Consider the following 13,899-nt stretch of genomic DNA (forward strand, 5'->3'; position numbering starts at 1 on the left):
TACGGACAGTTACGGACACTTCGGGAACGCCCATGGAACGCCGACGGACAACTACGGGCGGTCACGCCTGCCCGCGTACGCCCTTCGCCAGCTCCCCGGCGAGCACGCGCACCGCTTCGATGCCCGAGGCGTGGTCCGGGGCGTCCAGCATCCGCTTCACGAACGCCGAGCCGACGATGACGCCGTCGGCGAAGCCGGCGACCTCGGCGGCCTGGACCGCGTCGGAGACGCCGAGCCCGACGCACACGGGCAGCCCCGTGCCGGTGGCCCGGGTGCGCTCGACCAGGTCCTGGGCCTGCGTGCCCACGGACTCGCGGGTGCCGGTGACGCCCATCAGGGAGGCCGCGTAGACGAAGCCGCTGCCCGCCGCGGTGATCCGGGCGAGCCGCTCGTCCTTGCTGCTGGGCGCGACGACGAAGACGGTCGCGAGGCCGTGCTTGTCGGCGTGCTCCCGCCACAGCGCCGACTCCTGGACCGGCAGGTCGGGCAGGATGCAGCCCGCGCCGCCGGCCTCGGCCAGCTCGGCGGTGAAGCGCTCGACGCCGTAGCGGTCGATGGGGTTCCAGTACGTCATGACGAGCACCGGCTTGCCGGTGGCCCTGTGGGCCTCCTTGACGGTCCGCATGACGTCCGCGATCTTGACCCCGCCACGCAGCGCGATGTCGTCGGCGGTCTGGATGACCGGGCCGTCGAGCACCGGGTCGCTGTGCGGCATGCCCACCTCGACGACGTCGGCGCCGCCGTCGAAGGCGGCCTTGACCGCCTCGATGCCGCCGTCCACGGTCGGGAACCCGGCCGGGAGGTAGGCGATCAGGGCGGAGCGGCCCTCGGCCTTCGCGCCGGCGAGGGTGTCACTCAACAGCCGGATGTTGCCGCTCACTTGGCGTCCCCCTCGATCTCGGCGGTGTCGGCTTCGTTGGCGGCCACCTCGGCGTCGGTGTCGTAGAGGCCGAAGTAGCGCGCCGCGGTGTCCATGTCCTTGTCGCCGCGGCCGGACAGGTTGACGACGATCAGGCCGTCCCTGCCCAGCTCCCGGCCGACTTCCAGGGCGCCGGCGAGGGCGTGGGCGCTCTCGATGGCCGGGATGATGCCCTCGGTCCGCGACAGCAGGCGCAGGGCCTGCATGGCGGCGTCGTCGGTGATCGCGCGGTACTCGCCGCGGCCGCTGTCGCGCAGGTAGGAGTGTTCCGGGCCGACGCCCGGGTAGTCCAGGCCGGCCGAGATGGAGTACGGCTCGGTGATCTGGCCCTCCTCGTCCTGCAGGACGTACGAGCGGGAGCCGTGCAGGATGCCGGGCTCGCCCGCGGTCAGGGTCGCCGCGTGCTCGCCGGTCTCCACACCGTGCCCGGCCGGCTCGCAGCCGATCAGACGGACACCTTCGTCGGGGATGAAGGCGTGGAAGAGGCCGATGGCGTTGGAGCCGCCGCCGACGCAGGCCACGGCCGCGTCGGGAAGCCGCCCGGCGCGCTCCAGCAGCTGTCGCCGCGCCTCGACGCCGATGACCCGGTGGAAGTCGCGGACCATGGCCGGGAAGGGGTGCGGGCCGGCGACCGTACCGAACAGGTAGTGGGTGTGGTCGACGTTCGCCACCCAGTCCCGGAACGCCTCGTTGATGGCGTCCTTGAGCGTGCGGCTGCCGGACTTCACGGCGACGACCTCGGCGCCGAGCATGCGCATGCGGGCCACGTTGAGGGCCTGGCGCTCGGTGTCGACCTCGCCCATGTAGATGGTGCAGTCGAGGCCGAAGAGGGCGCAGGCGGTGGCGGTGGCGACGCCGTGCTGGCCGGCACCGGTCTCCGCGATGACGCGGGTCTTGCCCATGCGCCGGGTGAGCAGGGCCTGGCCGAGAACGTTGTTGATCTTGTGGGAGCCGGTGTGGTTGAGGTCCTCCCGCTTGAGGAAGACACGGGCGCCGCCGGCGTGTTCGGCGAACCTGGGCACCTCGGTGAGGGAGCTGGGCCGGCCGGTGTAGTTCACGAGCAGGTCGTCGAGTTCACGGGCGAACTCGGGGTCGGCCTTCGCCTTGTCGTACTCGACGGCGACCTCGTCCACGGCGGCGACGAGGGCCTCCGGGATGAACTTTCCGCCGAACGCGCCGAAGTAGCCCTCGGCGCTGGGCACCTGGCCGGTGGGGTCGGGAATGAAGAACTCGCTGGGCATACGGATACCTCGCAGGGGCTGGGCCCCGGGTTGCTGGACTTGGGGTACATGACGAAAGGCGCGCGCTGCCCTCACGATGCTTTCCCGCCCGTCCGCCCTTACCGTCGGCAGGGGCGGGAAAGCCCTCCTGGCACGGAGGCTGCCACCGGCGAGCCGCGAAAGCCCGCCGACACGGGGGAAACCGCCGACACAGGCAGGAATCCCTCGCCGCCACGGGCGAACCGCGACCACGAGCCGGAAACCCACGCCGGTACGGGAATCCACGGCCTCCGGCCGGGAAACCTCACCGCCGCAAGGAACCGCCGTCGCGAGCCGGGGAACCTCGCCGCCACGGGAAACCGCGTCCGAAGGCCGGAGACCCTCACCGCCGTCGAAACCCATGGCCACAGGCCGGAAACCCGCACCGCCACGGCAACCCAGGACCACGAGCCGGGATCCCTCGTGAGCACGCAGAATCGCGGCCGCAGGGCGGGAATCCCGCCGAGTGGGGGACCCACCACGGGACCCACGGCTCAAGGCCGGAGGGCCTCGCGAGCCGGGGCCCGTTCACGACGGCCGGTGTCCTCCGTGCCTGCCGGGCGCGGACGGTTCTCCGTGCGTGCCGGGCATGGGCTGTTCGCCGTAGCGGCGTTCAGGTTCCGGCGGCGGAAGGTGGCGGTGCCGGGGTGGCCGCAGGCCCTCGTGGCGTCGGTGCTCCTTGCGGGCGACCGGCGTTCACAGCAGGGGCGGTTCAGCTCACCGCAGGTGACACGCGCGCGCCGTGGCGCCATCGCATGCCGTTGACCTGGCCGGGCTCGTCGCCGATCACATAGCGGACCCGCCGCCCGTGCACCCGTCGCGCGGGGGCACGGCAGCCTCGGGGCCGGCAGCCGCGGGCGAGGCGGGCATAGGGGTCCCGCATCGCCGGGGTGATCGGAAGCATCATCGGGCCCAGCCTACCGGGAGGTCAGCCCCGCCCGTGCCGCAGCGCGGGGTGCTCGGCGGCGGCGACCAGGTCGGAGACGGCGGCCTTCGGGTCGCGCCCGGTGACGAGGGACTCGCCGACCAGGACCGCGTCGGCGCCGGCGTTCGCGTAGGCGATGAGGTCGTGCGGCCCGCGCACGCCGGACTCCGCGATCTTCACGATGCCCTCGGGGATCTCCGGTGCGAGCCGCTCGAACGTACCGCGGTCGACCTCCAGCGTCTTCAGGTTGCGCGCGTTGACGCCGATGATCCGGGCACCCGCGTCCACGGCCCGCTCGACCTCCTCCTCGTCGTGCACCTCGACGAGCGGGGTGAGTCCGATGGACACCGCACGCTCGATCAGCGACTCCAGGGCCGGCTGGTCCAGGGCGGCGACGATCAGCAGCGCGAGGTCGGCGCCGTAGGCACGGGCCTCCCACAGCTGGTACGACGTGACGATGAAGTCCTTGCGCAGGACCGGGATGTCCACACGCGCGCGGACGGCCTCAAGGTCGGCCAGCGAGCCGCCGAAGCGGCGCTGTTCGGTGAGCACGGAGATGACGGCAGCGCCGCCCGCCTCGTAGTCCGCGGCGAGCCCGGCCGGGTCGGCGATCGCGGCCAGCGCGCCCTTGGAGGGGCTGGAGCGCTTGACCTCGCAGATCACCTTGACCCCGTCGCCCTTGAGCGCGGCCACCCCGTCCTTGGCGGCGGGGGCCTTCGCCGCACGCTCCTTGAGCTCGTCGAGGCTGACGCGTGCCTGCCGCTCCGCGAGGTCGGCACGGACTCCGTCGATGATCTCGTCGAGCACACTCACGCGAGCGGCCCCCTTTCAGACGGTTGTTCCTTCGGGTTCTGAAAACCCGTGGTCACTGCGATGGTATCCGCAGGTGCACGAAGGCCCTGCATCCGATCCATTTCGGTCCCACCACCTGGACGCTCCTCGGACGATGACGATCACGGGTGCAGCCAACCGCCGGCCGGAAGGTTCCGGACCACGGTGAAGACCAGCAGCAGCGTGCCGACGGCCCACAGCTGCGCCCGCCCCGGCTCGAACCGCACCGCCGGCCGGCCGCGCACCGCGCGGACCGTCCAGACGACCCACAGCACGGCGAAGCCCAGGTAGGCGGCCACGCCCGCCGCGTTGTCCTGCAGGGCGGTGAGGAAGTCTCCGTGCACGAAGGCGTGCGCGCTGCGCAGTCCGCCGCAGCCCGGGCAGTACAGGCCGGTGAGCCGGTACAGGGGGCACACCGGGTAGTGGCCGGGCACGTTGGGGTCGACGGTGCCGACGTACGCGAAGGCTCCGGCGACGGCCGCGAGCAGCCCTGCGGGGACGGCCAGCCGCCTCCACACGGAGGCGGACGGAACCGCGTGCGGCACGGTCTGCGGGGCCAGGGGTACGGCCGTGGTGCTGTCGGCGTTCACACCGGCATTGTGCCCCCGGGGCCGCCGGTACGCGCGCGAGGGGCGGCCCGCATCCTTTTCGATGCCGGCCGCCCCTCGCGGGAAGCGGTGGTGATCAGCTCTCGGCGCCGGCCGGCTCACGCGTGGCGGCGGGTGCGACGTGCGCGAGGGCGAGCGGCTGCTGCTTCGGCATGCCGAGGCCCATGGCGCGCATGACGGCGCCCACGACGCCGCCGAGGACCACGATCACCATGCCGGCCCAGAAGCCGAGCGGCTGGGCCATCACCATGAAGGCGCCCGCGACGCAGAAACCGATGAAGGCGATGGTGACGCCGGTCCAGGCGGCCGGGGTGTGACCGTGGCTGCTGCCCGCCATGACTTGCTCCTCGTTGCTGTGTACGTGTCGTAGTTCGAGTCGTACGTGTCGTACGGTTCCGAGCCCGCCCGTCACTGTCCGAGCCGGACGCTCTTCGCCCATTGTCCCGTACGCGCACGCGTGCCGGACGCTGGGGTGGCGTCTGGTTCGCCACATCCGGCGACATCCGACCATGTCCGGTGACATGCGGGAGCGTCCGGCGGCATCCGGCCATGTCCGGTATCCGGCAGCGTCCGGTGACACCCGACGGTGTCCGCGGGTCCGACGGCGTCCGGCGGTGTCCGCAGGTTCGGCAGTGTCCGCAGGTCCAGCGGTGTCCGACGGCGTCCGGCAGCGTTCCGGCGGGTACGGCTCCGGCTCAGGCCCCGGTCGGGTCCTCGCCGCGGTCCAGGGCCTTCCAGATCTCCTCGGGACGCTCGGGGTCGACCGGGCGGGCCTTGCGCCGCGGGCGGTCGGCGCCGCGCTCGTAGCGGCCGGACATGGCGGGCCACAGCCGCCCGAAGCGCAGGGCGAGCAGGCCGGCGAGCAGGATCAGGGCGCCGCCGACGGCCGCGACGTACGGCCAGCCGGTGTGGCTGAGGGCGGCGACCGCGGCGGAGGTGTTGCCCGTGGTCTGCGCGGCCTTGTCGTCCAGCGCGGAACCGTCGGAGGCACTGGCGAGCGCCGCGACGACGATGCCCGCGCCGGAGAGCGCGAGCAGTGCGGCGACGGCGAAGCGGCCGGCCTTGCGCACGGCGAAGACGGCGACGAGCGCGGCGAGGCCCACGATGGCGAGGGCCGCGGGGACGCCCGTGACATCGCTGCCCTTGGCGGTCAGCGGAAATGTGCCGCCTGCCACCGAGGCGGTGCCCTCCGCCCAGCGCTGCCGGGTCGCGAGGAGCGTCACGGCAGCGCCCAGCGCACCGCACAGCAGGGCGACGGCGAGGCTCCGGCGGCCGGACCGGGCGGGTGCGGCGGCTTCGGAACGGGGGTGAGGTACGGCAGTCACGTACTCCACTATCGCCTGAACCCCGGGCGAACCGTCACCCGGGGTTCATCACAGAACGGTCAGGCCTTTCCGAGGCGGTTGGCCGTGTGCACCGCGCGCAGCACCGCCGCCGCCTTGTTGCGGCACTCCTGGTCCTCGGCGACCGGGTCGGAGTCGGCGACGATGCCCGCGCCGGCCTGGACGTAGGCCGTGCCGTCCCGGAGCAGGGCCGTGCGGATGGCGATGGCCGTGTCGGAGTCGCCGGCGAAGTCGAGGTAGCCGACGCAGCCGCCGTACAGGCCGCGCCGGGACGGCTCCAGTTCGTCGATGATCTGCATCGCGCGGGGCTTGGGCGCGCCGGAGAGGGTGCCCGCGGGGAAGCACGCGGTCAGCACGTCGAAGGCGGTGCGGCCGTCGGCGACCTTGCCGGTGACGGTCGAGACGATGTGCATGACGTGGGAGTAGCGCTCGACGGACATGAAGTCCACGACCTCCACCGAGCCGGGCCGGCAGACCCGTCCGAGGTCGTTGCGGCCGAGGTCGACCAGCATCAGGTGCTCGGCGCGCTCCTTGGGGTCGGCGAGCAGTTCCTCGGCGAGCGCCTGGTCCTCCTGCGGGGTCGCGCCGCGGTGCCGGGTCCCGGCGATGGGATGGACCATCGCCCGCCCGTCCTCGACCTTCACCAGGGCCTCGGGGGACGAGCCGACGACGTCGAATCCGTCGAAGCGGAACAGGTACATGTACGGCGAGGGGTTGGTCGCCCGCAGGACCCGGTACACGTCCAGTGCGCTCGCCGTGCACGGGGTCTCGAACCGCTGGGACGGCACGACCTGGAAGGCCTCGCCCGCGCGGATGCGCTCCTTGACGTCCTCGACGGCCGCCTGGAAGTCGGGGCCGCCCCACAGGGCGGTGTACTCGGGCAGTTCGGAGGGCGGCAGGACGGCCGGGGGCTGGGCGACCGCCCGGGTCAGGTCGGCCTCCATGGCGTCGAGGCGGGCCACGGCGTCCGCGTACGCCTCGTCCACACCGGTGTCGAGGTCGTTGTGGTTGATCGCGTTGGCGATCAGCAGGACCGAGCCCTCCCAGTGGTCCATCACGGCGAGGTCGCTGGTGAGGAGCATGGTCAGCTCGGGCAGCTTCAGGTCGTCCCGCTCGCCGGGGCCGATCCTCTCCAGGCGGCGGACGATGTCGTAGCCGAGGTAGCCGACCATGCCGCCGGTGAAGGGCGGCATGCCGTCCTGGTGCGGGGTGTGCAGGGCCTGGAGGGTGGCGCGCAGGGCCGCGAGCGGGTCGCCGCCGACGGGGACGCCGACGGGCGGGGTGCCGAGCCAGCGGGCTTCGCCGTCGACGGCGGTCAGCGTGGCGGCCGAGCGCACGCCCACGAAGGAGTAGCGGGACCAGGAGCGGCCGTTCTCCGCGGACTCCAGCAGGAAGGTGCCGGTGCGCTCGGCGGCGAGCTTGCGGTAGAGCGCGACGGGGGTGTCGCCGTCGGCGAGGAGCTTGCGCGTCACCGGGATGACACGCCGGTCGGTGGCGAGCTTGCGGAAGGTCTCGAGGTCCATGGCGGCCGACCTTACTGACCCGCGGCGGCTGCGCCGGAATCCGAGCCGCCGTCGCCGTCCTTGAGCAGGACGTCCTCGTCGAAGCAGGTGCGCGCGCCGGTGTGGCAGGCGGCGCCCGCCTGGTCGACCTTGACCAGCACGGTGTCGGCGTCGCAGTCCAGGGCGACCGATCTGACCCGCTGGACGTGGCCGGAGGTGTCGCCCTTGACCCAGTACTCCTGGCGGCTGCGCGACCAGTAGGTGCAGCGGCCCGAGGTGAGCGTGCGGTGCAGCGCCTCGTCGTCCATCCAGCCGAGCATCAGCACCTCACCGGTGTCGTACTGCTGGGCGATGGCGGGCAGGAGCCCGTCGGCGCTGCGCTTGAGGCGCGCGGCGATCTCGGGGGCGAGGCTGCTGGGCGGGGGCGTGCTGGTCATGGGTGCCATTGTGCCGCGCCCCGCCGACGGCGACGGCCGGTGTCCACTGCGCGGACCCGGCAGGTGGTCGTACGCTGATCACATGTCGACCTTCGCCCAGCGTGAACGGCTTCTGCTCGCCGACCTCTTGGAGACCACCGGTCCGGATGCCCCGACCCTCTGCGAGGGGTGGCGGACCCGTGACCTCGCCGCGCACGTGGTGGTGCGCGAGCGGCGGCCGGACGCCGCCGGGGGCACGCTGATCAAGCCGCTCGCGCCGCGCCTGGAGAAGGTGATGAGCGAGTACACCGCGAAGCCGTACGAGGAGCTGATCCAGCTGATCCGTACCGGCCCGCCGCGTTTCTCGCCCTTCCAGCTCAAGCAGATCGACGAGGCGGCCAACATCGTGGAGTTCTACGTCCACACGGAGGACGTCCGCCGTGCCCAGCCGGACTGGACGCCGCGGGAGCTGGACCCGGTCTTCCAGGAGGCCCTGTGGTCCCGTCTGGAGCGCACCGCCCGGCTGCTGGGCCGGGGGGTGCCGACGGGCCTCGTCCTCAGGCGCCCGGACGGCCAGACGGCCGTCGCCCACCGGGGCGCGCCCGTGGTGACGGTGACGGGTGAGCCGTCGGAGCTGCTGATGTTCGCCTTCGGCCGGCAGAACGCGGCGAAGGTCGGGCTGGAGGGCGACGAGAGCGCGATCTCCACGCTGCACGAGTCGAAGCAGCTGGGCTTCTGAGGGGCGCCTCATGATCAAGGTCGCGATGACCGGTGTGTACGTCGACGACGTGGCGACGGCGCACGCCTTCTACACCGACGTCCTCGGTTTCGAGACCCGCACCCACCTGGACCTGGGCGCCGGCACGCTGTTCGTCACGGTCGGCGCCCCGGGCGGGGCGCAGCAGGACCTCCAGCTGCTGCTGGAGCCCGGCGACGGACCCGTCGCGGAGCCGTACCGCCGGGCCCTGTACGAGGCGGGGATCCCGTGCATCGTCTTCTCGGTGGACGACATCGGGGCGGAGTACGAGCGGCTGCGCGGCCTCGGTGTGCGGTTCACGCACGAGCCGCAGGAGCAGGGGCCGGTGATCGCCGCCGTGCTGGACGACACGGTCGGCAATCTGGTGCAGCTGGCCCAGCCCAAGCGGGCCGACGGCTGACGGGGGAGACGCCCGACGGCCCACAGCTGACGACTGACCGCTGCCGTCCCACAGCTGCCCGGGACGCCCGACGGCCCACGGCTGACGGCTCACGGCTCACGGCTCACGGCTCACGGCTCACGGCTCACGGTTGGCAGCCGACGGCGGCCCACGGTTGGCAGCCGACGGCCGACAGCCGGCCTCACCGCGGCAGCTCGGCCCGGCGCAGGCCCGGGAAGCACAGGACCACGACCCCGCCGAGGCCGCAGACGACCGCGCTGACCACATAGACCGGGCCGAGGCCGAAGGCCCCGATCGCGGCGGCCGCGAAGGGCATGCTCAGCGGGGCGAAGCCGAGGCTGACCAGGCTGGAGACGGCGGTGACACGGCCGAGGTAGGCAGGTTCGGCCTGGGTCTGCAGCAGAGCGGCGCACATGGCGCCGCTGAGCCCGGCGAGCAGTCCGATGAAAAGGGCCACCACGACACCGGCGACGAGGCCCTGGACGAAGGCGAGGGCGCCGATCGCGACGGAGCCCGCGAGGATCGCGTACGCGGCGACCAGCCCGGCGCGCGGCAGCCGCCCGCGGACGGTCAGCAGCAGCGAGGCGGCCCCGGCGCCGACGCCGAACCCGGCGAGCACCCAGCCCATCCCGGAGGCCCCCCAGCCGCGCCGGTCGGCCAGCAGGGTCAGCCCGACGTTGAGGGGGCCGACGAAGCCGAAGTCGCCGAGGGCGATGGCCAGCATCAGCGGGGCCAGGACGCGGTGACCGCGGATGTAGGCCAGCCCGGCCTTCAGGTCGCGCCAGGGGGTCTCCTCCGGTGCGCCGGCCCGGTCGTCCCGGGGCAGCTCCCGGACCCGTACCCGGACCAGCAGCGGCAGTGACACCGCGATGAGCAGTCCGGCGAGCCCGAACGCGGCCGCGGCGCCGCCGACGGCCACGGCGAGACCGCCGAGCGGGGCGCCGACGACGCTCGCGCAGCGGATCGCGAGGCCGCGCATGCCCTGCACCCGGGCGAGCTGCTCCTTGCCGGTGATCCGGGCCGGGAGCGCGCCCACGGCGGGCATGAACACGGCGTCGACGGTGCCGAACACCAGCGCCAGCAGGGCGAGCGGCCACAGCCCGGGGCGGGTGAGGAACAGCAGGGCGGCCACGGCGAACACGGCCGCGCAGCGCACGGCGTCGCTGCCGATGACGACACGGCGCGGGCCCAGCCGGTCGGCGAGCACGCCCCCGCCGAGCATCAGCAGGGCTCTCGGAACCGCGCTGACCGACATCACGACACCGGCCTCGGCGGGGGTGCCCGCCTGGACGGCGGCCCAGGACAGGGCCAGGTAGTAGACGCTGTCGCCCAGCATCGAGGAGGTGTAGGCACCGAGCCAGCGCAGGACGTTGGGGTCGCGGTGGGCAGGGCGGTCGTCGGTGACGGGGGCCGGGGGTATCAGGGTGTCGGTCACAGCAGCAGTCCTTCTCAGACGCGGAACGGGAAGCCGTGCACGTGCAGCGCGACGTGTTCGCGCCCCTCGGTCTCGCCCGCGGCTTCGGCGGACCGGCCCAACTCGTCGTACTTTCTGACCAGGGCGAGCAACTCCGCCCGGAGTTCGCCCAGTTCGGCCGCGGTGAGGCGCATCAGGGACTCGCTGTCGGGCACCGCCGAGGTCCACTCGGCGCTCCACGTGGAGCGCTCGTCGAGGTAGCGGCGGTACAGGTCGGCGCGCTGCTCGTGGAAGAGACGGGTGGCCGCCAGGTGGGCGGCGGCCTTCTCCGGCGCGTCCCGGAAGTCCCCGCCGCGGATGCTCACGCCCTCCGAGGAGGGCTGCCACCAGCGCTCCCGGCCGTCCGCGCCCTGCGATGCGGCCTCCTCGATGAGGCCGTGCTCGGCGAGCTTGCGCAGGTGGTAGCTGACCAGTGACACCGCCTCGTCGACCTGGTCGGCGAGGTGCGAGGCCGTCGCCCGCTCGGCCACGCACAGGGCCCGGTACAGCTTCAGGCGCAGCGGATGGGCGAGGGCCTTGAGCGTGCCGACGTCCGTGACGGGACGGCTTCCCTTGGCTGTCATGTACTCAAGACTAGATAGGAAAGAAAAATTGCACAACATATTTTGCGCAACTTCTCTTTCCTGTCTTTCCGCAAGCAGGCCCCGGCCGCCCGAAGGCAACCGGGGCCCAAGCTCAACAGCGCAGCACCTCAGCCGCTCAGCACCTCAGCCGCTCAGCCGCTCAGCCGCTCAGCCGCTCAGCCGCTCAGCCGCTCAGCGCAGCGTCACCGCACCGGGTGTCCCGCCTCCCGCAGCGCCCGCTTCACCTCGCCGATGCGCAGGTCGCCGAAGTGGAAGACGGAGGCCGCGAGGACCGCGTCCGCGCCCGCCGTGACGGCCGGCGGGAAGTCGGCCAGCCTGCCCGCGCCGCCGGAGGCGATGACCGGGACGGTGACGTGCTTGCGCACGGCCGCGATCATCTCCAGGTCGTAGCCGTCCTTGGTGCCGTCCGCGTCCATGGAGTTCAGCAGGATCTCGCCGGCGCCCAGCTCGGCGGCCCGGTGCGCCCACTCGACGGCGTCGATGCCGGTGCCCCTGCGGCCGCCGTGGGTGGTCACCTCGAACGAACCCGCCTCGGTCCGGCGCGCGTCCACCGAGAGCACCAGCACCTGCCGGCCGAACCGCTCGGCGATCTCGCGGATCAGGTCCGGGCGGGCGATGGCCGCGGTGTTGACGCCCACCTTGTCGGCGCCGGCCCGCAGCAGCTTGTCCACGTCCTCGGCCGTGCGCACCCCGCCGCCGACGGTCAGCGGGATGAACACCTGCTCGGCGGTACGGCGCACCACGTCGTACGTCGTCTCCCGGTTGCCCGAGGACGCGGTGATGTCCAGGAACGTCAACTCGTCGGCGCCCTCGGCGTCGTACACCTTGGCCATCTCGACGGGGTCGCCCGCGTCGCGCAGGTTCTGGAAGTTGACGCCCTTGACGACCCGGCCGTTGTCCACGTCCAGGCAGGGGATGACTCGGACCGCCAGGGTCATGAATCCACGGCTCCTCTGTATGCCTCTAGCTCTACTTCGACCAGGATGCGCGGGTCGACGAAGCCCTCCACGACCAGCAGGGTCGAGATCGGGCGTACGGAGTCGAAGATCTCCTTGTGCGCCCGGCCCACGGCGTCCACATCCCGCACATGGGTCAGGTACATCCGCGTACGGATCACGGATTCGACGCCGAGCCCGAACTCACCGATCGCCTCGACGGCGCCGGCGAACGCGACCTTGGCCTGCTCGTACGGGTCGCCCTCCCCGTACAGCACCCGGCCCTTGAAGGACGTCGTGCCCGCCACCAGCACACGGTCCCCGGCCGCGACGGCCCGTGCGAAGCCGAAACTCTCTTCCCAGGGGCTTCCGCTCTGCACGCGCCGCACGGCTTCGGACGTCATGACACCATGTCCCTTGTCAAGATGTGGCCTCCAGTGCTTCTTCCAGGGTGAACGCCTTGGCGTACAGGGCCTTCCCGACGATGGCGCCCTCGACACCGAGGGGTACCAGCTCGGCGATGGCACGGAGGTCGTCCAGGGACGACACGCCACCCGAGGCCACGACCGGGCGATCCGTCGCCGCGCAGACATTGCGCAGCAGCTCCAGGTTCGGGCCCTGGAGGGTGCCGTCCTTGGCGATGTCGGTGACGACGTAGCGGGCGCAGCCCTCCTTGTCGAGCCGCGCCAGCGTCTCGTAGAGGTCGCCGCCGTCGCGGGTCCAGCCGCGGCCGCGCAGGGTCGTGCCGCGCACGTCCAGGCCGACCGCGATCCTGTCGCCGTGCTCGGCGATGACCTTGGCGACCCACTCGGGGGTCTCCAGGGCGGCGGTGCCGAGGTTCACCCGGGTGCAGCCGGTGGCGAGGGCGGCGGCCAGGGTGGCGTCGTCGCGGATGCCGCCGGACAGCTCCACCTTGATGTCCATCGCCTTGGTGACCTCACCGATCAGGTCCCGGTTGTCGCCGGTGCCGAACGCGGCGTCCAGGTCGACCAGGTGCAGCCACTCGGCGCCCGACCGCTGCCAGGCGAGGGCGGCCTCCAGCGGGGAGCCGTACGAGGTCTCCGTGCCGGACTCGCCGTGCACGAGGCGGACGGCCTGGCCGTCACGGACGTCGACGGCGGGGAGGAGTTCGAGCTTGGCCATGGTCTACAGGGTTCCGATCCAGTTGGTGAGGAGCTGGGCGCCGGCGTCGCCGGACTTCTCGGGGTGGAACTGGGTGGCCCACAGGGCGCCGTTCTCCACGGCCGCCACGAAGGGCTTGCCGTGCGTCGACCAGGTCACCTTGGGGGCCGCGATCACCGGGTTGTGCGCCTCCAGAGTCCAGTCGTGGACCGCGTAGGAGTGCACGAAGTAGAAACGGGCGTCCGCGTCCAGGCCGGCGAACAGCTCCGAGTCGGCGGGGGCCTCGACGGTGTTCCAGCCCATGTGGGGCACGACGTCGGCCTGCAGCGGCTCGACGGTGCCGGGCCACTCGTCCAGGCCCTCGGCCTGGACGCCGTGCTCGATGCCGCGCGCGAACAGGATCTGCATGCCGACGCAGATGCCCATCACCGGGCGCCCGCCGGACAGCCGGCGGTCGACGACCCAGTCCCCGCGGGCCGCGAGCAGCCCCTGCATACAGGCGGCGAAGGCGCCGACGCCCGGGACCAGCAGGCCGTCGGCGTTCATCGCCTTGTCGAAGTCGCGCGTTATCTCGACGTCGGCCCCCACGCGCGCGAGGGCGCGTTCGGCGGAGCGGACGTTGCCGAAGCCGTAGTCGAAGACGACCACCCGCTTGGCGCTCAACTCCACACCTCCAGCCGCATGACGCCCGCGACCAGGCACATGGCCGCGCCGATGGAGAGCAGCACGATGAGGCTCGTGGGCATCTTCTGCTTGGCGAAGGAGATGATGCCGCCGACGAGGAAGAGGCCGACGACGATCAGAAGCGTGGACAGACCGTTCAT

18 protein-coding genes are annotated in these 13,899 nt (G+C 72.5%); 2 read left to right on the forward strand and 16 right to left on the reverse strand.

Features of this window, described 5'->3' with window-relative positions; genetic code table 11:
* Positions 1–61 precede the first annotated feature (61 nt).
* The 9 genes from trpA to hisI form a co-directional block, all read right to left on the reverse strand.
* Positions 62–880: a tryptophan synthase subunit alpha gene (gene trpA / locus ACZ7P3_RS17695; protein WP_472082556.1), complete on the reverse strand. Its 819-nt coding sequence runs from the start codon at positions 878–880 to the stop codon at positions 62–64.
* Positions 877–2,160 carry a tryptophan synthase subunit beta gene (gene trpB, locus ACZ7P3_RS17700; protein ID WP_472082558.1) on the reverse strand — a complete coding sequence of 428 codons (1,284 nt, stop codon included), beginning with the start codon at positions 2,158–2,160 and terminating at the stop codon, positions 877–879. Before trpB ends, trpA begins: the two co-directional genes overlap by 4 nt.
* A gap of 730 nt (positions 2,161–2,890) precedes the next feature.
* Positions 2,891–3,085, reverse strand: a complete 195-nt coding sequence (gene trpM / locus ACZ7P3_RS17705; RefSeq protein ID WP_472082560.1) for a tryptophan biosynthesis modulator TrpM — start codon at positions 3,083–3,085, stop codon at positions 2,891–2,893.
* A gap of 21 nt (positions 3,086–3,106) precedes the next feature.
* Positions 3,107–3,916, reverse strand: coding sequence for an indole-3-glycerol phosphate synthase TrpC (gene trpC / locus ACZ7P3_RS17710; RefSeq protein ID WP_472082562.1), 810 nt, complete (start codon positions 3,914–3,916; stop codon positions 3,107–3,109).
* Positions 3,917–4,056: 140 nt separating this feature from the next.
* Complete coding sequence (locus tag ACZ7P3_RS17715; RefSeq protein ID WP_472082987.1) at positions 4,057–4,494, reverse strand: DUF2752 domain-containing protein; 438 nt, start codon at positions 4,492–4,494, stop codon at positions 4,057–4,059.
* Positions 4,495–4,618: 124 nt separating this feature from the next.
* Positions 4,619–4,879 (reverse strand): HGxxPAAW family protein, encoded by a 261-nt coding sequence (locus ACZ7P3_RS17720; protein ID WP_472082564.1) that lies wholly within the window; start codon positions 4,877–4,879, stop codon positions 4,619–4,621.
* A gap of 358 nt (positions 4,880–5,237) precedes the next feature.
* Positions 5,238–5,876, reverse strand: coding sequence for a TIGR02234 family membrane protein (locus tag ACZ7P3_RS17725; protein ID WP_472082566.1), 639 nt, complete (start codon positions 5,874–5,876; stop codon positions 5,238–5,240).
* A gap of 50 nt (positions 5,877–5,926) precedes the next feature.
* Positions 5,927–7,408: an anthranilate synthase component I gene (locus ACZ7P3_RS17730; RefSeq protein WP_472082568.1), complete on the reverse strand. Its 1,482-nt coding sequence runs from the start codon at positions 7,406–7,408 to the stop codon at positions 5,927–5,929.
* Positions 7,409–7,419: 11 nt separating this feature from the next.
* Positions 7,420–7,824: a phosphoribosyl-AMP cyclohydrolase gene (hisI, locus tag ACZ7P3_RS17735; protein ID WP_472082570.1), complete on the reverse strand. Its 405-nt coding sequence runs from the start codon at positions 7,822–7,824 to the stop codon at positions 7,420–7,422.
* A gap of 82 nt (positions 7,825–7,906) precedes the next feature.
* Between hisI and ACZ7P3_RS17740 the strand changes: the two genes are divergently transcribed.
* Both ACZ7P3_RS17740 and ACZ7P3_RS17745 read left to right on the forward strand, forming a co-directional pair.
* A complete protein-coding gene (locus ACZ7P3_RS17740; RefSeq protein WP_472082572.1) occupies positions 7,907–8,542 on the forward strand; it encodes a TIGR03085 family metal-binding protein in 636 nt (211 codons plus the stop codon).
* Positions 8,543–8,552: 10 nt separating this feature from the next.
* The gene (locus ACZ7P3_RS17745) at positions 8,553–8,960 is read left to right on the forward strand and encodes a VOC family protein (RefSeq protein ID WP_472082574.1); all 408 of its coding nucleotides are present in this window, start codon (positions 8,553–8,555) and stop codon (positions 8,958–8,960) included.
* 181 nt (positions 8,961–9,141) lie between these two features.
* Here the strand turns inward: ACZ7P3_RS17745 and ACZ7P3_RS17750 are convergent, their stop codons facing one another.
* From ACZ7P3_RS17750 to ACZ7P3_RS17780, 7 genes are all read right to left on the reverse strand, one after another.
* A complete protein-coding gene (locus ACZ7P3_RS17750; protein WP_472082576.1) occupies positions 9,142–10,395 on the reverse strand; it encodes an MFS transporter in 1,254 nt (417 codons plus the stop codon).
* A 14-nt stretch (positions 10,396–10,409) separates the two neighbouring features.
* Positions 10,410–10,997, reverse strand: a complete 588-nt coding sequence (locus tag ACZ7P3_RS17755; protein WP_472082578.1) for a helix-turn-helix domain-containing protein — start codon at positions 10,995–10,997, stop codon at positions 10,410–10,412.
* A gap of 203 nt (positions 10,998–11,200) precedes the next feature.
* Positions 11,201–11,956, reverse strand: a complete 756-nt coding sequence (gene hisF, locus ACZ7P3_RS17760) for an imidazole glycerol phosphate synthase subunit HisF (RefSeq protein WP_472082580.1) — start codon at positions 11,954–11,956, stop codon at positions 11,201–11,203.
* Entirely contained in the window at positions 11,953–12,357 is a 405-nt protein-coding gene (locus tag ACZ7P3_RS17765; RefSeq protein ID WP_472082581.1) for a RidA family protein, read from the reverse strand. Before ACZ7P3_RS17765 ends, hisF begins: the two co-directional genes overlap by 4 nt.
* A gap of 16 nt (positions 12,358–12,373) precedes the next feature.
* The gene (gene priA / locus ACZ7P3_RS17770) at positions 12,374–13,096 is read right to left on the reverse strand and encodes a bifunctional 1-(5-phosphoribosyl)-5-((5-phosphoribosylamino)methylideneamino)imidazole-4-carboxamide isomerase/phosphoribosylanthranilate isomerase PriA (protein ID WP_472082583.1); all 723 of its coding nucleotides are present in this window, start codon (positions 13,094–13,096) and stop codon (positions 12,374–12,376) included.
* Between the two features lie 3 nt (positions 13,097–13,099).
* Complete coding sequence (gene hisH / locus ACZ7P3_RS17775) at positions 13,100–13,738, reverse strand: imidazole glycerol phosphate synthase subunit HisH (protein WP_472082584.1); 639 nt, start codon at positions 13,736–13,738, stop codon at positions 13,100–13,102.
* Positions 13,735–13,899 carry a hypothetical protein gene (locus ACZ7P3_RS17780; protein WP_472082586.1) on the reverse strand — a complete coding sequence of 55 codons (165 nt, stop codon included), beginning with the start codon at positions 13,897–13,899 and terminating at the stop codon, positions 13,735–13,737. Before ACZ7P3_RS17780 ends, hisH begins: the two co-directional genes overlap by 4 nt.

Source organism: Streptomyces sp. NPDC107581 (assembly GCF_055657175.1).